Origin of the sequence: Agarivorans sp. QJM3NY_33, from assembly GCF_050870865.2 — a bacterium.
Classification (GTDB): Bacteria; Pseudomonadota; Gammaproteobacteria; order Enterobacterales; family Celerinatantimonadaceae; genus Agarivorans.
Map to the genome: position 1 here is coordinate 4,249,731 of NZ_CP194039.2, position 19,335 is coordinate 4,269,065.

Consider the following 19,335-nt stretch of genomic DNA (forward strand, 5'->3'; position numbering starts at 1 on the left):
TGAGCTCCAATCGCTCTACTTTTGTTATAAAACATGGCTTAAGTCTCGCCTCTTAACAGCCCTTACAACAAGCGACCACTCACTTTGAAACAAAAAAAACCGCAAAAAAATTAAGCGAAGCCTAGCAAATAAAAATAAGCCAAATCATAAGCTTGCACTAAGAAAATCCCAACAACTGCATCAAGCTGATTGACCAACGCGAGACACAAACCTTAAGTTCTGATGCTCACTGAACACGAAACGCTTTGTTTAATAGATCATCCGCCGCTCAATCACGCGCTCACTCTGGCGGAAGATCCCAAAACTCACTTCTCCTGCGCCGGCTTGATCATCATTATCATCGAAACGGCCGTCTCCATTCCAGTCATCGCGCAACCAAAGGTTAGCAGGATGATGATCAGGATTGAAGTCTAACCAATACTGCACGCTGCCGGTGTTATTTTGCCCCGGAGAAGCAAAGTCAAACCACAAAATGCCCTGATTTATCGCAGACGACCTGACCTTCACACGGCTGGCTCCTTCCCCCACAGCTGCAATTGTTTCTAAGTTCGGGGGCAGTGCCGCCGCTTCGGGCGCAACCTGTAGTATATTCTGACTCACATCGGTACAAGTATCCTCAGTATTGGCTTGATAACGGCCATTTAAGAAATATTGCACCTCACCAGTTGCCGCGATCGGCTGCAACTCAGAGCCATAAGCATTGTTCAAACGCAAACGCCCGTGGCGAAACTCCGGCGCTTGACCTAAGGAACAACTACCATCGTCATTACAGTTAAACTGCGCGCCATCTTGATCGATTAAAACCAGTCCAATCTCCATGTCGCGAATCGGCTCTTCGCCAACCACGCCTTCGCGCTTAGTTAAACCGGAACTTACGGGGGAAGAGAGCTCAAACCAGCCTTGCGACCAGCCTTGCGGCACCGGGTCGATGAGCCAGCGTTGATTCACCTGCTCATCACTCAAACCACCTAACTGCCAATGATCCTTGGGCTCCCCGCCCTGAGCCACCACCTGCACCCGATAATCGGTAGCTGAATCATAATTCTTAACCAAGTCTCCACCAGTATTATAGGCGCCAATCTTCCAGCTTAACTGTTGTTGCGGTTGACCCAAATAAGTAAAACTGCCACAGCCCGCGCGAATATCTGAGGAGTCAAGGCCATAATATGCCGGATAAAAGCGGCCTACATCAACGCTGCCTTGCGGCGTAAATACCTCGCCATTGGCCGCGGTCAGTGGAAAAGTATAATCGAGATAAGAGACAAGCTGCGCCTTTAAGGCGATACTCCCCACCTCATTCCAGGCTAAACCCTCATAAGTCGCCCGCCCATTTTCCCAAGTCACATCAGCTACCGTTAGCTCACCATCAAACACCTCTATAGGGCCACTCCCATCGGGATCGAGTGGAGTATTTAATTGATGACTGACTTTCACCGCCTGACTCGACTCGGGCTTAAAATTAGCCGTGGTACAATCTGTAAGCGGGCCATCGCAATTGCCCTTCAGCGCCACCAGTTCAGCCTCAAAGGGCGCGCCGGCGGCAACAAAGCCATCCCCGCTTGAGGCCGTCCCCTGCGGGTTCTCCTTCCCGCTTGGGGAGCGAACATCGCTCCAAACAAAACGCTCTGGCAGCCAATCCAGGTTGACACTGGCACGTAAGGTCTGCAGACCCTCATCATCTATACTGTCATTTTTATCCCGAAAATTTACCGCAATCTTGCCAGCATCGGGATAAACCAAGGCGATGTTCTCGCTTTGACCAGCGGTAAACTGAACCTTCACATCGCTCGCCTCACCCTCTGCTGCGCCCACTAAAGTCCCCTTCACACTCAAGCCCTGCGAGCCCTGACTGGGGTTTAGGTAGTCACTCCAAAAAGATAGCGATTTCTCGCCCGCATAATTGACGATCTGCGCACAGCCCGGGCCATCTTGATTTTTACCCACGGCGGTTAAGCGCAAACGCGCATCAGTATTCGCAATATGCGGGTTCTCCCCATAGCTGCCGCTTAGTTCAGTTTTGAAACCGTAGGCTTTAAAATCAACATTCTGACTATCAAAAATACTGCCATCCTGAGCTTTCAGACTGGTCTGCCCCTCAAGGGCGTGAAAGATACTCAACTGCACTTGACCTTGATCATCGGCTGCAAAAGTATACTGAGCCGCACCATTCATACTCGGGCTTAAGCTGCCATAACCGTTGTTGGCCTGATTGAGGATTGCCCATTCGCCATTACCGCTACTGCTGCTTAAATCCACCGAGCCGAGAAAGCTTTGATCAACCGCACCATCCAGCAGCGCGGTTAAAGTAACGGTATGCGCTTCACAACTTAAGCCGATAGAGGCCACTTCCAGTTTTAGCGCCGCCTCCCCCACCGGCGGGTCACCAATACAGGTTTGAAATTGACTCGCAGGAATAATAGTTAAGCGATGCTCACTAGGTTTTTGCCAATACAGATAATAATACTCATTACCTGTATGTTCATGATATCGAAACTCAACTTTATGCCAACCTTTTGCCAAGTTCAGAGAGACTCGATTTTGCGGTTGTTCAGATTTACTATGTAGACCATAGTAGCCAGTGACCACTTGCTCATCAATCAGCAGCTCAACTGCATCATCCCCATCCACCGCAAACTGGTAAGTCCCTGATTCTGGGGCATTCAAATAACCGCTGATAATTCCCAGGTAGTAATCTTGTTGTGAACTGTGAGGATTCACATCTCGGCCGCCACCATTAATCCGAGTTAAAATAGAGCTGCCTAAATAGTGTTTCTCTACCGCTTGTTGCTTAACAAGCTTCTGGTACTGCTTAGCATTTTCGGGCGAACGCTGTTTTCGCTCACTATTCCAAGGGCGACTATCATAAGTAGAAAAATTCAATCCCGCAGGACAAACTGGCGGTGGGGTATATGTGCCTTCACACATCGGCGAAAAATCGACTTCGCCAGCATTTGCAGCACCGTAAACTTTGCTGCCTTGGGCGAAGTCTATACTTTTGTGTCGAGAGAATAAGGCTCCGCTGACTTCGGCTTGGTAACCTAGGCGAATATTTTTTCGAGCATAAGCAACAAATGCAGCTTTGGTCTCCTGAGCTAATTCAATTCTGTCTCGCGTATAAATCGCCAATCGTAGTGGATTGCCATTGAAATTAAGTTGCGATTGATAGCCAGTAATAAAGTGTTCTTTAACAAAGATTTTAACGGTACCGCTGTTGCCCAGCACTTCGAGCTTTGCATTACCCCCGAGATCAAAATTTCCATCGATCCAATAGCTTCCTGGTGAAAGGCGCAAAATACTCTGGTAATCCAGAGCAATATTTTTGATGAAATACTCATCGCGTTGGCTTGAAAAAGTAATGACACTTCGCGTGCCGCCTCGAATATCGCCAAAATTATCGGTGTTGTAGGCCCCGCCACCAAGCGTGATGCTCTCTTGATAACCAACATTGACTGACTGGCCTTGATTCTTTTTCTTAACGGCAACATTAGTCCCGTCATTAGCTAACTCACCGCTTACCCGGCAATCTCGGTTGGCGTCAGGACAGGTATATGTGAAAGAACCCTCGTTATCTATATCCGCAACATCCAACTGACCTTGATTGGAACCAAATATTTGCGCTTCATAACCGATGGAAAGTACCGAATTTGGCGCTGAAGACGCGATTGGCCCTGAGAACACTTCACCACATTCCACCGCCCAAACACTGTATGACACCAATAAGCTTAAGGCCAAACCAGAAGCACCATCAAACAACAAACGAACAACCTGCTTTAAATAGTTCATAAGGAACTCCGGGTCTGTACCCTTTGGCTGCGTTGTACCGCCACCCCACCTGCGCCACAGCTGGCGGTGGCGCTCAAATCAAAAAAGCGCGTATCAGATAACCCCACCGCCGAGACCGCCAGGCGATTACAGCGAAGCTGCACACGACAGTTGGCAAAACCTTCACCGGTCAACGTGGGATTTGAGTTCACGTCGGCACAATCAGCAGGATTAGGCAGATTAAGCGGAAATAACTCGGACAAGGCCTGCTCCAAGCCCGATGCCGCGGCCAGGTTGGCCCGGGTGCCCAAGACCTCCCAGGCGGCATTGCGCGAAGTATCTTGGATCATGCTGCTTAAGCCCGCCCCCAGCAGCGCCATCACCACAATCACAAACAAAGCCACCAGCAAAGCGCTACCGCGCTGGCGGTCGCACCGACTGGGTAAGCGATACAAACTACGGTTGGTTGAGCACCACAATGTCATGATTAAATTCCACTACTTCATTATTTTCAACAAAGGCCAGCCGCAGATTCACTAAACCGTTTCGGGTTAAGCTGGGCTCAACAACCCGAAACGGCTGAACCGAGCTTGGCATCTGTAGTTTACTCGCCATCAACACCCCATTGGTAGCACTCGCTGGCTGGTAACGGATTAAATTGCTGCCTTCGACACAGTAGCGCACCGGCTCACTAAGAATAAACAAACGCTGCGCTGGAGAACCACTGGCAAAACTCACCGGATTGGCAAAATTGAGCGTACTCAGCCCTGACCCCGCATCTGCGCTCATGCTATTTAGACAAAACACTTTGCCGGTCTCTAAATCACAGCTAACATCGAGCAACTGACCCGCGCCATTTAAAACTTCATTGCTACTTAATACATAAACACTAGCCCAAGCATTGCCCTGCGCCGTGACCACCGGCTGGCTTGGGGAAGTGACCACACTGGCAGAAACTGCACTATTCGGGGCAATGGGCAGGTCAATATAGGTATGACTGGAAAGCGTTGGCACAAAACTCAGGCAATAATCAGCTTGATTATTCTTATTGGGATCCAAGCGAGCACTATTGGGCAAGCTATTATGTAACTCCCGACTCAAGCGCTGCAGGGCAAAACGAGCCTCGCCGAGCAATACCTGGCGGTCGGCCCCTTGGCGATAAATTAAGCTACCGGTACGAATAAAATCACTGCTGGCGATGGCTAAAATCGCCAGCAGTACCATGGTGAGCACTAATTCGATGAGGGTGAAACCGCTCGGGCGCTTCATCAGTAATTCCACCGATAGGCACTAAAAGCATAGTCTACCGAATTAGGTGCTCTCACCCACAGGTCAATCCGTTTCGCCTGATTTTGCCCATGCTCCGAACTATCAATCGCCACTCGATAACTATAATGACGATACACATCGGCTAAATCGACGCCCAGACTATCGTCGATGGTGATATACCGACCATCGGTCACATAATCATCCACATCGTTATACTGCGCACGGCTCTCGCCATCGGGACCATAATTTGCGCTAGTCGTACAAATTTGAGAAGCGGTTGGTGCAGACGCTTCGCCGCAACGCCAGAGGCCTCCGCCAGTATGATCAGAGCGCTGATCAAAGGATTTGGTCAAGATCTCATTCATCAGACTGGATCCCAACTCAGCGGCGCGGATCTGATAAACCGGATCGATGCTACGCCGCGCCAAGGGCGCCATAAAAGAGCTAATCACCACCAGTGCTATCGCCATGACCACCATGCCAACCACCAGCTCAATCAGGGTAAACCCGCGCACCACCGCACGGCTCACAACATGCTTATTCGGCATGAATGTAACCCTCCGCCTCAATCACAATGGCTTGGCTTTGCTCTCCCTGAATAGTAATGCGGCAAGGCAGGCGACGACACAGGCTGGAGTCGGCGAGAATAACTCGCCCCATGCCATTAAATACCAGCTTTCCCTGACTCACCGTGAGTCGCTCGGAGAATTCGACCGTGGTCGGACCGATGGGCTGGTCACGGCAACGACCACTCGTATCAATTTCACCAGAATAATAGGAGTGGGCATCAATTTGCAGGAAGAAGCAGCGCTGATGGTTATTATTCTCATCCGGATAGCTATTCATCGCCTGAGTTTGCACCAACTGCAAACGACTCACCAGTTGCTCGCGTAAACTCAGTTCATCAACACCACTACGTAAAAACTTTGGGGCCACCGTCACCGCCAAAATAGCGATTAAGATGAGAGTAATCACCAGTTCAACCAGAGTGAAACCGGTATAACGGCAATGAGGTCTTAGCGGGATATGCAAGTGCACCCAAAATTAATAAAGGCTAGCCGAAGCTAGCCCTTAACTCATTAACAGCCATCTGTTGTCGATGTTACATCTGGAGCATCACCAGAGTTTACGGCAGGCGTATAAATCACTTGGCAAGACTTGCCCGTTGGCGGAGTATAATCTGCGGGGACAAAGGTTACTGCGGTATTCACTGCTGGTGTTGAAGGCGTAACAGTCCAATCAGCCAAGGTAACATCTAACCATAAATTTATTTGAGTACTACCAAATGCAGTGCCATCAGGGTAGCCAAAACGGACGGCTACCGCAGGATCTGTCAAGGTTACCGCTGATGATTTCTCTTGTCCTGCAATAGCAGCCTTACTGTATACCAGATTTGCCCCTCCCTTGAGTGCAGCTTCCAAACCTTTGACTGTAGAGGTTCTCGCATCATCAGTGAGATTCAGAAATTTTGGTGCGGCGGTCACCGCCAAGATCCCCAAAATAATAATCACAATCACCAATTCGATGAGCGTAAAGCCTTGTTGTTTCATTGTTTTCATTTCTATATCCTTAGAAAATTATTGATTTAAAATCGTTAGTTAGGAATATTGGTAAATACCCGCCCCGCGGCAGGCTGATAGCTAAAATTATTGGATGATGTTTCATCACTTCCTGGGTTTAAATAACTGCCATCGCTACTTTTTGCCAAGGAATTCACCTGATAAAAGATACAACGGCTGGCTTCTGCTGCACCGGTCACGGTGGCATAATACTTATAGTAATCGCCTTGGGTCGCCACTTCGCTAAAATTGGCGGTAGCTCTTGCTGGATTCTGTAAGATTGCCTCCCATACCTTAATACATTTGCTGCCCGAAATCGTCCCCGGGTCCACTGCCTCGTTGTCACTACTCATTGGATAGCCGGGAGCCACACTGCCATTACTAATTTGCGCCGCTGTTGGCGTGGTTAAATACAGTTGCTGGGCGTCATAAATCACTTTATTTTTACCGTTTTCACTGGGACGGCCTTCGGCTTCCCACTGCGCTCGAGCTAAGGAGACCCCTGTCGCAAAACCACCAGCAACGCCCTCTAAACTTGCGATTTTGGCCTCATCGGTAACATCTAAAAATCGGGGTAAAGCGGTCGCCGCCAAAATGCCGAGGATCACAATCACAATCACCAATTCAATAAGCGAGAAACCACTTTGCTGAGTCCGCAGCGCGCCTGCTGTTGAATATTTCGTCACCTGCCATCCACTCCCATCAATCATCATCGATTTGTCACCAAGCCCTGGCTTGCGTGGTAAATAATTTCACCTTGCGGCGCCAAATGGTAATAACAGCGCTGCTGCTGATACTTGGCCTTGGCTTGCGCTTCAAGACTGAATTCAAAACCAATCATATACCGCCACAATTGCAAACACTGTGCAGTTGAACTCACTTGTGGCCAACCAGCATCATTCATCTCCAGCCTAAAACTATCGACGTCAGCCGCTTGCGGATGCTCTAAAGCTTGCTGATATAAATTTAAGCTTAGCTGCTTGGGTCGCGACTGGGCCAACCACAAACCATGAAACACTCCTAACTGAGACTTCCAAGTTTGCGTATACTCTTCTACAAGCTGTTGTTCTGCATGGTTTATTGTCCTCATTAGGCTGGCTAAAAGCAACCATACAAGCAACAAAACAATGGATAGACTCACTAGCCAACGAAAACGAGCCGAGTGAGAAGACATTTTGCGGTTCTCCCGCTGTCTAGCCACCCCTGACAGCTCGCATCATATCCCACATTGGGGTAAAGATCCCCAGCGCTAAAATCAACACCATCACCGCAACAATACAGATTAAAATAGGTTCGATCCGCGCGGTCAAACTCTTCAAATCATAGTCCACTTCACGTTCGTAAAAATCAGCGGCTTCGGCGAGTAGTTCATCCACTTGACCAGTCTCTTCTCCCACCGAGATCATTTGCAGTACCAATGGCGTAAATAAACCACTCGCGGTGGCGTTACGCAGTAAGCTTTCGCCCCGTTCAATCCCACGCCGCATGTCAACAATCCGCTCAGCCATGAAGGCATTATCAACCGCCGCCGCCACCAGCGATAAGGCTTGGTTAAGCGGAACACCGGCGCCAAGCATCATCGAAAAACTACGCGAGAAACGGGCTAACAATGAACGCTCGATCACCGAGCCCACCACCGGTAAACGCAAGCGGGTTTTATCCCAACGCAGCCGCCCCGCTGGCGTGGCTAAATACCCACGAACCGCAAAAATTGCAGCCACCACTGCCACCAATAACCAGGGCCAATAGTTCACAAAAAAGTTCGAGGTGCCAATTAATATTCGGGTTGCCAAAGGCAGCTCGGCATTAAAACGACCAAAAATTTCGGCAAACTTAGGGATCACAAAAATATTAAGGATCACCATTGCAATCACAATTGCTAAGATCACAAAGGTTGGATAACGCATTGCCGTTTTAATCCGTTTACGGGTATCCATCTCCAACTCAAGATATTGGGATAGCTGCAAAAATGCTTGCTCCAACTGACCGGTATTCTCGCCAACATGCACAATACTAACAAACAACTGCGAGAAGACTTTAGGATACTCCGCCATCGCCGTCGATAGCGTTCGTCCACTACTGAGCGAATCGTAAACGCCAGCCAGTGCTAGTTGTAAACTCTTGCTATGCGCGCTCTCGGCTAAGCCATTAATCGCTCGCATAATTGGGATCCCAGCCTTGGTCAGCGAATACATCTGCCGTGTAAATACCACCAGCTCATCTAATTTGATCCGCCCTTGCCATAGGCCACTTAAATCGAGCGTGCTCAAGCCCTGACCCTTGGCTTTTATTTCGGCAATTTTTATCGGCGTCAATCCTCGGCGAAGCAAACTTTCTGCCGCTGAATTTTGCGAACTCGCCTCTAGCTCGCCACCGATTAAGCGACCACTACTATCACGAACTTGATAGTGGAAAATAGCCATTAGTGGGCCTCATCCAAATGGCCCACGACCGAACCGTAGAGATCAATTTCTTCCACTAAACGTAACACCTCTTCAACCGAGGTAATGCTTTGCTTCGCATAATCTAGCGCCGCCAAAGAGAGCGGACGGTAGGAAGCAGCGGCTTTGGCCACTTTGGAAAATTCGTCAGGGTTTTCCCGTCGTAAACATTCCATCATTGCTTCGTTTAATTCCAGTAATTCAAATACCCCAACACGACCTTTATAACCAGTGTAATTACAACTTTGACAACCGCGCCCATGATAAAATTTGCTCTCTGACAAGTTGTCATTGCTCAAATGTTCTAACCAAACCTTCTGTTCCGAAGTTAATGGCTGCGGGTGTTTACAGTTTTCGCATAAACGGCGCACCAAACGTTGAGCAATCACCGCTCGCAAGGAACTCGCTACCAAATATCCAGCCGCACCCATATCAATTAAGCGTAGCGCACTGGTAATGGCATCGTTGGTATGTAAGGTGGTTAAAACCAAGTGACCGGTTAAGGCGCCACGCAGGCCTATTTCTACGGTTTCTTGGTCACGCATCTCCCCGACTAATAAGATATCGGGATCTTGACGTAAAGTGGTCCGCAGAATGCTCGAAAAATCGAGGCCGATCTTAGTGTTCACCTGCACCTGGTTAATCCGAGGCAATCGATATTCCACCGGATCTTCCACGGTGATAATTTTAGCGCCGGGTTGATTTAATTCGGTTAAGGCTCCGTATAGAGTGGTGGTTTTACCACTCCCGGTTGGCCCCGTCACCACAATCATGCCATGTGGGCGATGCAGCTGACGACGAACTCGCTCCATGATGTCTGTGGGCATGCCCGTTTGTTCTAACGAAAGGATCCCTGTGGACTGATCCAGCAAACGCATCACCACCGATTCTCCGGCTTGAATTGGCATCGTAGATACCCGCACATCGATGGAATGACCCCGAACCTTAATATTAAATCGGCCATCCTGAGGGAGACGTTTTTCCGAAATGTCCAGGCCCGACATCAGCTTCAAACGTAGTACTAAGGCAGAGGCTATTTGTACTTCGTTGAGCACGCTTTCTTGTAAAACGCCATCAACCCGTTGCCGGATCCGCAATACTTTTTCGTCAGGTTCGATATGAATATCAGAGGCCCCGACCTGCACCGCATCTTCAAATAACGACTGCAGCAATTTAACCACCGTGGTTTCGTTGCTCTCATCATTGGCGGTAACCAAACCAATATTGAACTCATCGCTACTGGCATATTCTTCTTTTAATTCTTGAGCAAAACCTTCAATTTCACGGGTTCGACGATAAAAGCGATCAAAAGCCTCTAGTACTTGAGACTCTCGAACCACTACATATTCAAGCTGATGCGGAGACAATAAACCCGCCAGGGTATCGGTCGCCGAGAGATCAGCCGGATCGGAAATGGCCACGGTTAATACATCAGCATCTTTATGGATCACCAATGCTCTTAAACGTCGAGCATGTACTTCACTCAGCAATACCGCAGCATTGGCATCCACCGCAATTTGTCCTAAATCAACAAAGGGGATCCCTAACTGGCGCGCTAAAAATTCTAACAGCTGAATTTCGCTAATCACACCCAACTCAATCAGCGCTGCGCCCAATTTTTGTCCGGTTTGTTTTTGTTTGGCTAAGGCCTGACTTAGTTGTACATCGCTAATCACCAGTTCATTAACTAACAAGTCGCCTAAGCGCATACGTAATTTTGGTTGCGCCATCGTTATTGCTCCAACTGCCGAATACGGCTGGTGACAAAATCACCGGTTTGACTAGAAAGTTGCCCCATTTGTTCGGCTTGATGATAAGCCGCCAACGCTTCTTTATAATGACCCAGTTTATCGTTGGCAATCGCGTAACCCAGCCACCAACGCGCGCGAGAAGGTTGTTGTTTTAGTAACAAGCGATAACTATCAAAGGCTAACTCGGTTTTATTTAAGCGCTGCGCCAAACTCGCTAACATGGCGTAATAATCAACGTTCCCTGCCACCTCTGGCCGCTGCGCATCAAGGTAGAACAAAGCCTGCTGCCAATTCTGTTGTTGAACAAAGATCCGCGCCAACATCAAACGAAATCCACTATGTTGCGGACTCAGTTGAATCCCCGCTTCAAGTAAGCCAACCGCACGACTAACATCGCCACGACCAAACTGTAAGGCAGCCAATTGTTCGCGAACCGAATGCGCACGAGGATCTAATTGCAAGGCCTTACTAAACTCACTGCGTGCTTGCTCTAAACGTTTGTTATCCAAGGCCTCCATAGCGCGTCGGGTGTATAAGTCAACGCGCTGCTCCAAGCTTAAGGTAATGGGGGTGATTTGCAAACTGGCCGTTGTCGATGCCGTGTCTAACGGCTTCGCTTGAACTTGTGTCTTGTGCGGATCATCAAGCGCAGCAACCGAGCGCGGCGCAAACTTTTCGACTGACTTGCGGGGGATGGCAGCGGATGTTTCTTGGCCGACCTCAGTGGCGACGGACCGACTCTGCTCTGCGGGCTGAACCACGGCGCTTGTTTTCACCGAAGCAGCCTTGATCATCGGCTTTGATGGCATCGCTTCACCAGGCGTGACTAGCAATGAAGGCGTCTCGGCGGCAATACTCGGACCCTTTTCAACGATGGGCAAAGTGACAGCCATTGCGCTAGCAACTGTTTGTAAATTTTGTTCTTCTACTGATGGCGTTACAGACGACTGAGGCCCTGAACTATCTGCTTGAGTCAGCACCTTTACATCACTATCAATATGAATGCTCTGAAAATAACGCAGTGCTAACCAGGCAGCAACGGAGAGAGCGAGCAAGACCACCGCCATCAGTAAGTAGGCTCGTAGACTACGCCCCGAATCGTCCACCAAAGGTGACATACTCTGCGGATTGGTCTGCTGTCGTTTATCTAAATCTTTCAGCATTTGATTAATCACACTCATTGCCTGAGCCCCCACCAGAAAGCAGCGGCAATACCAAGTCCAAGAGTGATGACCAAGCCCATCACCCCCAAACTATTGCGCCTAAAGCTTGCATCCTCGGTATCATCAATCGCCTGCTTCACCATTGCCACACTCACTTGCTGAGCACCTTGCCCATAACACAACATCAATACTTTATGGGCGAGGATATTGATCAATCTGGGGATCCCGCGACTGGCGTCGGTTAACATGTTTAAGGAAGCCGCGGTGAATAATGGCCCTCCGCGATAACCACTCAAATGCAGGCGATGTTGAATATAACTGGCCACTTCATCTTTTTGCAACGCTCGTAAACGATATGAAAAAGTGATCCGTTGCCTTAATTGACGTAATTTGGGGCTCGCTAAACGCTCGTCTAGCTCCGGCTGTCCAAATAAAACCACATGTAATAACTTACGCTGTTCGGTCTCTAAATTACCGAGTAAACGGATCACTTCGAGCGCCTCATCGCTGAGTGCTTGGGCCTCATCAATAAGCAATACAACCGGCCGATCTTGGCTGGCGAACTCTATGAGTCGATGATTCAGCAGTTCCAACAACTGATGAGCTGAACGCTCAGTTTCAAGCATCAGACCCAGTTCACTGGCTAAAGCGGCATGGATTTGTTCAGCGGATAAACTGGGGTTAGGCAAATAAGCAAATTGATATTGCTCGGCCATCTCGTTAAGCAGCTTACGGCACAATAAGGTTTTACCGGTGCCGACTTCACCACTCACTTTAATAAAACCTTCCCCCGAAGCAAGTGCCGTTTCTAAGACCTGAATCGCTTCATGGTGGGGCAACAGCGCTTGATACAGGCCGGTGTTTGGCGTTAAACCAAATGGCGCTTGAGAAAGGCCAAAATACTTAAGATATACCGCCACTAAATCCGCCTAATTATCTTCTGGGTACCATGTATTGAGCAGCTTTTGAGACTTCTTCAGCTCATTCTGCCAAGTTTGTTGTTGCACCACCGTAGGCTGGATTAAAATAATCAGTTCAGTTTTAGAGGTTGCCTTAGAGCGGTTGGTAAATAACTCGCCGAGGCCAGGAATAGAACCAATAAACGGAACCTTGGAGACTAATTCTTGCTGCTTACTACGCATCAAACCACCAATCACCACCACATCTCCAGAATGAGCCTTAATCACCGTGTCCGTCTCGCGAATATCACTTTGTGCCAAGGGTAAGTCCAAACTCCCCATTTCGCTGCCAAAGTTAATCTCTTTACGCTGCTCAACCACATCGGTTACCGAGGGGTGAACATGTAACAGTACTTGACCATTATCATCAATTTGTGGTGTCACATCTAAGGCCACGCCAGAAAAGAAGGGGGTCAGCTCTACGGTCGGAGTGGTTACCGTTGAAGTACCACTAATCGTGGTACTGGAGACATCAGTCACAAAATATTCGTCGGTCCCGACTTTAATCACCGCCTTTTGATTGTTCGAGGCCGTAATTCGTGGACTGGAAAGCACATTCACATCACCTTGAGTTTGCAGCAAGTTGACCACTGACTGGAAGTTACCTTCAGTAATCGTGAGCGCCCCTCCCCCCCCAAGAACACTGCTAATCGCATTACCCGGTAGCTGTGACACACTGTTAAATAAAACCTCGGTCGAGCCGATTAAATCACCAGCGTTGGTCCAATCAATGCCCTGTTGGTAACCATCACTTAAGGTCACTTCGATAATTTTTGCTTCGAGGATGACTTGGCGTTGTAAGTTAGTTTCTGACTGATTCAAGAAAGCCTTAATGGTACGTATTTCATCAGGAAAAGCCCGAACCGTGACTAAGCCGGCTTGGGGGCTCACCACGACCATTCTGCCATCCTCCGCATAGGCTGAAGCGCCATCATTACGGCTATTCAAGCCAATCATGCCGCGTAATGAGTCTTCCAACTCTGACCAAAAGCGCGTTTCAGTTGAAGATTCAATGCGAGTTCCATCAAAACTATCGCTACGACTCGAATTGCTATTTGAACTATTTGAACTATTCGAATTGCTATTTGAAGAATTGTTCGAATCACCGCTACTAGAGCCATTGTTACTATCTTGATTAGCCGTAATCCCTCCAGAGCTAATCCGAGTTCGCGTATAGCCATAGCGCTCGAGCATCAAATAATTTAGCGGTATGGTTTCAATACGCATCCCCGCAGGGTAAACATGTAACACTTTACCGCGTCGTTGAATATCATAACCATACATATCGGCGACAACATCAATGGTCTCTTTGAGCGTCACCTCTTTCAGCTGAAGGCTTATTTTTCCTTCAACTCCGGGATGTATCGCCACACTTAACGGGGACCCCTGAACTAAGGCAGGAAAAAATGCCTTGGCTTCGACATCACGCGCATTCACATCAAAGCGGTGCTCTGTCTGCAATAAATCATCTTGTTGTAAAGCTAACTCAGGCATCAGTTCCGCCTGAACAGCATCGGGCAAATCTAAAGCAGGTTTAGGCATATCACTTTGCTGCTGAGCTTCCGTGATCGCTTGCTTCGCTTCGCTGGGATTGGGGCGAGGAGTTGTTTGACAAGCATTTAATAGAACTGCCGCCAAGCCTACAAAAATCCATTTCATATACATCTATTACTGCCCCTGTACCACGGAATCTTTCACTGAAACTGTATCGAGTTGAATTCGATATGATTGATTTGATTTCACTAAAACGACATAACCTTGGGCAACGCGAACTAAGCTAAACCCATCAATCTTCTGATTTAATGCCACAAAACGCTGATTCAGAACCGCACCGGTTTGAGAACCGCCCACAATCACCGCCTGCAAACTCGGTAACACTAATGTCGCCTTCACGATTGTCTGACCCAGCTCACGAGGTGGCGCAGTTGGATCACTTAAGCTGTTCGCCCAAGCGACACCTTGTATCATTGTCGCTATCATCACAATAGCCATCATTTGCTTAAGCACTAATAAAGTCCTTATGACTACTTAAGGTGTAAATATCGATAGTAATATTGGCCCGCGGATAAGCATCAACCTGATACTCAATTAATTGCCACAAGAATCGTTGCGGTAAGGCTTCTACTTTTTGTAAATATTTTAATAGAGGAAAGTAGCCCCCCGTAAGTTTAAGCCGGATCCCATGACGATAAAAATTCAAGCTATTATCACCCTCTTCCTCGCGAGTTAATACCGGTTCTGGTGCGATGGAATCTAGCGACAACAGTTGCAAGCCTTCACTATGTTGCAGTAATTGTTCTAAAACTTCGGCCATTTTCCCAACTGGAATTAAACCCGCTTGCTGAATAGCCAACTGACGGTCAATCTGGCCAGACTGCGCTCTTAGCTGAGCGACTTGACGCTGAAGCTCTGCATTGGGATCTTCAGCGAGTTTACGCTGACTATAATCGATCTGTATTTGGTTTTCTTTTAACTCGGCACTCAGTCGAATAAACGCAGTCTTAGCCTTAGCTTGCTGCAAGCTCATTGGTTCTAACCAGAAATAATAAGCCGGAAAACTCAATACCACGAAACCCGAGATAAGGATTAAGGCTCGCTCTCGTAAACTTAAGCTGGCAAAGCGCTGTTGCCATTGCTGCCAACGCTCAGTCATGCGCCCCCCTCAAGTCAGGCTGAAGTTCGGCGGAAGCACTCAAACTAAACTGTAATTGCTGTTGCTCATCGCGCTGAATAGTTAAAGCCGAAAATTGTCGTTTAGCCAGTTCCGGATAATCCTGAAACTGCTTTAACCACTTCGGCACGGCATCACTAGTTGCTGACTGACCGCTTAATGCCATGGTGTCACCTTGAATATAAATGTGACTCAACCAAACCTGATTATCATGGATCGAGGCAAGCGCTCGCAGCGTCGCTGAAAATCCTTTATTGGTATCAGTCTGATTTTTTAAACGCTGTTGCAGCAAACGCTTCAATTTTAATTGTTGCTGTTGTAAGGCAGAGTCGCGCTGTAAGTCTGGGTTTAGCGAGCGAGCTTCGAGCGCCTGTTTTAATGAGCTCAATTCCTGACTTTGTAAGGTCACTAATTGTCGCTGCTGGCTCGCCTTATCAATCGCGATTTGAGTTTGCGTTTGCAGCCAAAAACCATACGCTATCAGCACAATCCCAAGCACGAACCAAAGCAGTATGCTTTGTCTTAATGACACTCGCTCCTTTTGTGGGTGAAACTCCTCGGTATAGAAGTTAATTCTGGTTTTCACGACAATACCCCAGCATCAAGTCCGCCAAGCACTGGTAAACGATAGTAATGTTCGCTCTCGCCAATGGCATCCAGAGACAATAAATTCACTTTGGGCCCCAGGTTATGTTGCAATTGAACGGCAATTTCGTCACAGAAACGGCTCGGGATCGCTAATTGAATCAAACTCACTTCAGGCAGTTTGAGAGTCGCACTGATGTAGTCAATGGAACGCTGCAATTCAAGGCTTAAACTATCAAAAAAGTTTTGCGTAAACTCTATCTCCTGCATTCGACCTAAACTAGAAAATGCTCGCAGCTGGCGACTAAAGCAGATCTGACCTTGACGCACCACGCTTAATTCAAGATCACGCCCCTTGGCTTGCCACAGCAACATTTGACAACGTTCATTGGCTTCCAACAAGTTCGCGGTTGCAATGCTTTCGATGGTGATCCCTTGAAGCTTCAGTCCTTGTTCTTTAGCTAAAGCAACTAATTGGCGAATAATCGGTTTACTCACACAAACCACATTCAGCTTTTCTGCAGTCATCGGTGCAACTGGTATTTGGTAGTAATCGACCACTAATTCTTGAACTGGTTCCGCCACCATATCCTTAATGGTCCAAGGAACTGCATCCGCCAGCTCCTCTTGCGCGACATTAGGCTTTTCGACTTGAAACTGCTGATAGTGCTGATTGCCCAAAACAAATACAATTTGATGCTCGTTGCCAATGCCAGCCTCTTTACATAAAGATGCAAAAACTTCAGGCCACTGCTCTATGGAAGTCACCGCCTTCTCAAAAATCTGCTGCTGTTGATTGGCTACCACCACCAGATCAGATCGCATATAGGCGCTGCTACAAAGTTTGCTTTTTTTGCTTCGCCAAAATGCTAAGTCCATCGTATATTCCCATCGCCCGCTTGCGCTTCTATGTCTCAATTTAGTCTAAACTTTTCTTTTATTTTTGAAAGCATTGGCTAACAAATATGTGCTAGTTCTCCAGATAATAAGCCCTTAAGTCCGGTTTCTCTTTCAAGATGTTTACCGAGGATTTAGCAAACCTTGATACAAGACAGAGCTTGGGTAATATTAGCATTCAACTTTAGCAGAACATAAGATCTGGAATATAAAGCCCAAACCTAGCCAGAAAACTAAACGAAGCGTAGTTTATGGCTATTTTATTCCCAGAAACGATTCAATGATATTCACTTCGCTCGGCACTTCAAACTTAACTCAGGGCTTAAAATGAATTAAATCGCTTCCGGTTTGGAAAATAAAAAGCCCTGCACGCAATGAATACCTAGACGTTGTAATACTCGCCACTCTTCGTTGCGTTCAACCCCAACAGCGATCACTTTCACCCGACCCGCACAACTGGCGATAATAGAGCTTACCGCTAATTGATTGACCTGACGAATTTGAATATCACGCACTAAGCTGGTATGTAACTTTAAATACTCCAGTGTAAGCTCACCAAGGTACTGGGTACTAACGACTTGCTGACCAGCCCGCTCTACAGCGAGTTTAATGCCCTTTTTATTGAGCGCTTTGAGCCTAAGCATCTGGGTATCATTTAACTGAGAGAGTTGAATTTCGGTGAACTCTAAAATCAGCTTTTGACACTCTCTAGCTGGGCGGTCAAAAATCCATTGCAATAATTCGCGCATCACCGACTGTTTGATAACCGTTGCAATATTTAGATTCACACTAATCGGATCACTTGAGAACCTCACTTGTTGCATCGCAAAACTGAGCGCATGATGGTCAAACTCGGCCTGTAAACCACTTTTCTCTGCCCAAGGTAAAAATACACCGGCATTAATCACTTCCCCTTGATAATCGGTGATCCTCGACAACAGCTCTTGATAACACACATCACCGTCTTCATCATATACCGCCTGATGATAGTAATGCAGACCATCATTACTCAGGACATGCTGTAACAAGGTTCGCCAGCGAACCGAGCCCTTTCCTGTTTGAGTTGAATTCAACTTACGAGAGATGACATGCCAAGCATTATGACGTTGCATCTGTGCCACACGCAAAGCGTCTTCGGCTTGTTCAATGACCTGTTGTGCACCATCCCCATATTGATAACCAGCAATACCGATATAGAAAAAGTCATCGGCATTAACCACTTCTGGCAACGCAATCCGCTCCAACAATTTTAAAATGCCAGCAGCAGTATCTTCCGCTTCATCCAAAGTCGACAGCGGTAATAACAAAGCAAAGGCATCACCACTATAACGAGCCAAATTCACTTCGATATTGCGTTGCGTATATTGTTTTAAAACCTGGGCGCTTTGCTGCAAAATAGCGTCACCTTCACTACGCGCGTACTGGTAATTTACATCGTCCATACCGCGCAAATAAATCAGCAGCACTGCACCCGTGTGGGCATCAGCGTCGGTAATTTCGGCTTCCAATTGATTATAAAAATGAGTGCGATTAGAGAGTTGGGTGAGTTCATCAACAAAGGCATTATTACGAATAATACAATCAAAACGACTCCGCTCTTGACGCGCCTCTATCAACTCGGTAATTAATTGTTCCAATGCCTTGCTGGCTGCATTCGGCCACTCTTTTGCACTGCCAACTTGCGCATCTCGCAAGCGCCCAGCCAAGATGCGATTACCTCGAGTCTGTAATAACTCTGCGCCATGCATGATATTTTTCAACCAACGAAATACCACAACCAAGCCCAGGGCAACAATCACTAAACCGCCACCAATCCCAAGCATGGCCTCCGGCTCATAAGTCAATTGCTTAAACGGTCGTTCCACCCAGATTTGTACGCTGAAGTCAGGGTGAGCCACTAAAGGATAGCGGTAAGAAATTAAGCGATTACTGTTCCCCGTATAATTTAGTTCACGAAAGGTATAGAGCACACCACCACGATTAGACACTTCTAAAGCCTGAATATTATGCGCTCTTAACCAACTGGGTAACCACTGCGCAAATTCCGGAGTATCGGGTTGTACACTTAACTGACCATCAATCACTTCTACAACGGAGTGCAATTGCTGTTGTTGTTGATTGAAGGCTAACTGACGAAAGGTTAATCCACCACCAAGTAATACCAACAATACTGCAACCACGACGCAGCTAATGGTAAAAATAATAATCCGATTGGAGAATTTCATGCTTGGTGTTCCTCACCATCTAGGCCGTCGATTTACCATCCCTTAACATCAAC

Annotated in this window: 18 protein-coding genes; all 18 read right to left on the bottom strand. The window is 47.6% G+C overall.

The features are described from left to right. Positions 1-249: 249 nt before the first annotated feature. The 18 genes from ACRRSY_RS19055 to ACRRSY_RS19140 all read right to left on the bottom strand — a co-directional run bounded on the left by ACRRSY_RS19055 (position 250) and on the right by ACRRSY_RS19140 (position 19,282). Complete coding sequence (locus ACRRSY_RS19055) at positions 250-3,783, bottom strand: DUF6701 domain-containing protein (RefSeq protein WP_432463812.1); 3,534 nt, start codon at positions 3,781-3,783, stop codon at positions 250-252. Continuing rightward, positions 3,780-4,247, bottom strand: coding sequence for a hypothetical protein (locus tag ACRRSY_RS19060; RefSeq protein WP_432463813.1), 468 nt, complete (start codon positions 4,245-4,247; stop codon positions 3,780-3,782). Before ACRRSY_RS19060 ends, ACRRSY_RS19055 begins: the two co-directional genes overlap by 4 nt. After that, entirely contained in the window at positions 4,219-5,031 is an 813-nt protein-coding gene (locus tag ACRRSY_RS19065) for a PulJ/GspJ family protein (RefSeq protein WP_432463814.1), read from the bottom strand. The genes ACRRSY_RS19060 and ACRRSY_RS19065 overlap by 29 nt, the downstream gene beginning before the upstream one ends. Beyond that, entirely contained in the window at positions 5,031-5,579 is a 549-nt protein-coding gene (locus ACRRSY_RS19070; RefSeq protein ID WP_432463815.1) for a type IV pilus modification PilV family protein, read from the bottom strand. The genes ACRRSY_RS19065 and ACRRSY_RS19070 overlap by 1 nt, the downstream gene beginning before the upstream one ends. Then, a complete protein-coding gene (locus ACRRSY_RS19075) occupies positions 5,569-6,069 on the bottom strand; it encodes a pilus assembly FimT family protein (RefSeq protein WP_432460152.1) in 501 nt (166 codons plus the stop codon). The genes ACRRSY_RS19070 and ACRRSY_RS19075 overlap by 11 nt, the downstream gene beginning before the upstream one ends. Positions 6,070-6,110: 41 nt before the next feature. Beyond that, complete coding sequence (locus ACRRSY_RS19080) at positions 6,111-6,590, bottom strand: prepilin-type N-terminal cleavage/methylation domain-containing protein (RefSeq protein ID WP_432460153.1); 480 nt, start codon at positions 6,588-6,590, stop codon at positions 6,111-6,113. A 35-nt stretch (positions 6,591-6,625) separates the two neighbouring features. Next, entirely contained in the window at positions 6,626-7,303 is a 678-nt protein-coding gene (locus ACRRSY_RS19085; RefSeq protein WP_432460154.1) for a pilus assembly FimT family protein, read from the bottom strand. Next, positions 7,300-7,764 carry a hypothetical protein gene (locus tag ACRRSY_RS19090; protein ID WP_432455983.1) on the bottom strand — a complete coding sequence of 155 codons (465 nt, stop codon included), beginning with the start codon at positions 7,762-7,764 and terminating at the stop codon, positions 7,300-7,302. Before ACRRSY_RS19090 ends, ACRRSY_RS19085 begins: the two co-directional genes overlap by 4 nt. A gap of 19 nt (positions 7,765-7,783) precedes the next feature. Beyond that, positions 7,784-9,013 carry a type II secretion system F family protein gene (locus ACRRSY_RS19095; protein WP_432463816.1) on the bottom strand — a complete coding sequence of 410 codons (1,230 nt, stop codon included), beginning with the start codon at positions 9,011-9,013 and terminating at the stop codon, positions 7,784-7,786. Beyond that, positions 9,013-10,761 (bottom strand): GspE/PulE family protein, encoded by a 1,749-nt coding sequence (locus ACRRSY_RS19100; protein WP_432460156.1) that lies wholly within the window; start codon positions 10,759-10,761, stop codon positions 9,013-9,015. The genes ACRRSY_RS19095 and ACRRSY_RS19100 overlap by 1 nt, the downstream gene beginning before the upstream one ends. Before the next feature lie 2 nt (positions 10,762-10,763). Further along, on the bottom strand, positions 10,764-11,963 hold the full coding sequence (locus ACRRSY_RS19105; protein ID WP_432463817.1) for a tetratricopeptide repeat protein: 1,200 nt from the start codon (positions 11,961-11,963) through the stop codon (positions 10,764-10,766). Then, a complete protein-coding gene (locus ACRRSY_RS19110) occupies positions 11,960-12,865 on the bottom strand; it encodes an ExeA family protein (RefSeq protein ID WP_432460159.1) in 906 nt (301 codons plus the stop codon). The genes ACRRSY_RS19105 and ACRRSY_RS19110 overlap by 4 nt, the downstream gene beginning before the upstream one ends. Positions 12,866-12,874: 9 nt before the next feature. Further along, positions 12,875-14,569 (bottom strand): pilus (MSHA type) biogenesis protein MshL, encoded by a 1,695-nt coding sequence (gene mshL, locus ACRRSY_RS19115; RefSeq protein ID WP_432463818.1) that lies wholly within the window; start codon positions 14,567-14,569, stop codon positions 12,875-12,877. Between the two features lie 3 nt (positions 14,570-14,572). Next, a complete protein-coding gene (locus tag ACRRSY_RS19120; RefSeq protein WP_432463819.1) occupies positions 14,573-14,911 on the bottom strand; it encodes a hypothetical protein in 339 nt (112 codons plus the stop codon). Further along, entirely contained in the window at positions 14,904-15,557 is a 654-nt protein-coding gene (locus ACRRSY_RS19125) for a hypothetical protein (protein ID WP_432463820.1), read from the bottom strand. Before ACRRSY_RS19125 ends, ACRRSY_RS19120 begins: the two co-directional genes overlap by 8 nt. Next, positions 15,550-16,161 (bottom strand): PilN domain-containing protein, encoded by a 612-nt coding sequence (locus ACRRSY_RS19130; RefSeq protein ID WP_432463821.1) that lies wholly within the window; start codon positions 16,159-16,161, stop codon positions 15,550-15,552. Before ACRRSY_RS19130 ends, ACRRSY_RS19125 begins: the two co-directional genes overlap by 8 nt. Continuing rightward, positions 16,158-16,985, bottom strand: a complete 828-nt coding sequence (locus ACRRSY_RS19135; protein ID WP_432460162.1) for a hypothetical protein — start codon at positions 16,983-16,985, stop codon at positions 16,158-16,160. Before ACRRSY_RS19135 ends, ACRRSY_RS19130 begins: the two co-directional genes overlap by 4 nt. Before the next feature lie 404 nt (positions 16,986-17,389). Beyond that, positions 17,390-19,282: an EAL domain-containing protein gene (locus ACRRSY_RS19140; RefSeq protein ID WP_432460163.1), complete on the bottom strand. Its 1,893-nt coding sequence runs from the start codon at positions 19,280-19,282 to the stop codon at positions 17,390-17,392. Positions 19,283-19,335: the final 53 nt, after the last annotated feature.

What these genes read in the sequence shown, in the direction of transcription:
- ACRRSY_RS19055 (WP_432463812.1), bottom strand. Translation starts at nt 3,783, where the DNA reads ATGAACTATTTAAAGCAGGTTGTTCGTTTGTTGTTTGATGGTGCTTCT.
- ACRRSY_RS19060 (WP_432463813.1), bottom strand. Translation starts at nt 4,247, where the DNA reads ATGACATTGTGGTGCTCAACCAACCGTAGTTTGTATCGCTTACCCAGT.
- ACRRSY_RS19065 (WP_432463814.1), bottom strand. Translation starts at nt 5,031, where the DNA reads ATGAAGCGCCCGAGCGGTTTCACCCTCATCGAATTAGTGCTCACCATG.
- ACRRSY_RS19070 (WP_432463815.1), bottom strand. Translation starts at nt 5,579, where the DNA reads ATGCCGAATAAGCATGTTGTGAGCCGTGCGGTGGTGCGCGGGTTTACC.
- ACRRSY_RS19080 (WP_432460153.1), bottom strand. Translation starts at nt 6,590, where the DNA reads ATGAAAACAATGAAACAACAAGGCTTTACGCTCATCGAATTGGTGATT.
- ACRRSY_RS19085 (WP_432460154.1), bottom strand. Translation starts at nt 7,303, where the DNA reads ATGATGATTGATGGGAGTGGATGGCAGGTGACGAAATATTCAACAGCA.
- ACRRSY_RS19090 (WP_432455983.1), bottom strand. Translation starts at nt 7,764, where the DNA reads ATGTCTTCTCACTCGGCTCGTTTTCGTTGGCTAGTGAGTCTATCCATT.
- ACRRSY_RS19095 (WP_432463816.1), bottom strand. Translation starts at nt 9,013, where the DNA reads ATGGCTATTTTCCACTATCAAGTTCGTGATAGTAGTGGTCGCTTAATC.
- ACRRSY_RS19100 (WP_432460156.1), bottom strand. Translation starts at nt 10,761, where the DNA reads ATGGCGCAACCAAAATTACGTATGCGCTTAGGCGACTTGTTAGTTAAT.
- ACRRSY_RS19105 (WP_432463817.1), bottom strand. Translation starts at nt 11,963, where the DNA reads ATGAGTGTGATTAATCAAATGCTGAAAGATTTAGATAAACGACAGCAG.
- mshL (WP_432463818.1), bottom strand. Translation starts at nt 14,569, where the DNA reads ATGTATATGAAATGGATTTTTGTAGGCTTGGCGGCAGTTCTATTAAAT.
- ACRRSY_RS19125 (WP_432463820.1), bottom strand. Translation starts at nt 15,557, where the DNA reads ATGACTGAGCGTTGGCAGCAATGGCAACAGCGCTTTGCCAGCTTAAGT.
- ACRRSY_RS19135 (WP_432460162.1), bottom strand. Translation starts at nt 16,985, where the DNA reads ATGCGATCTGATCTGGTGGTGGTAGCCAATCAACAGCAGCAGATTTTT.
- ACRRSY_RS19140 (WP_432460163.1), bottom strand. Translation starts at nt 19,282, where the DNA reads ATGAAATTCTCCAATCGGATTATTATTTTTACCATTAGCTGCGTCGTG.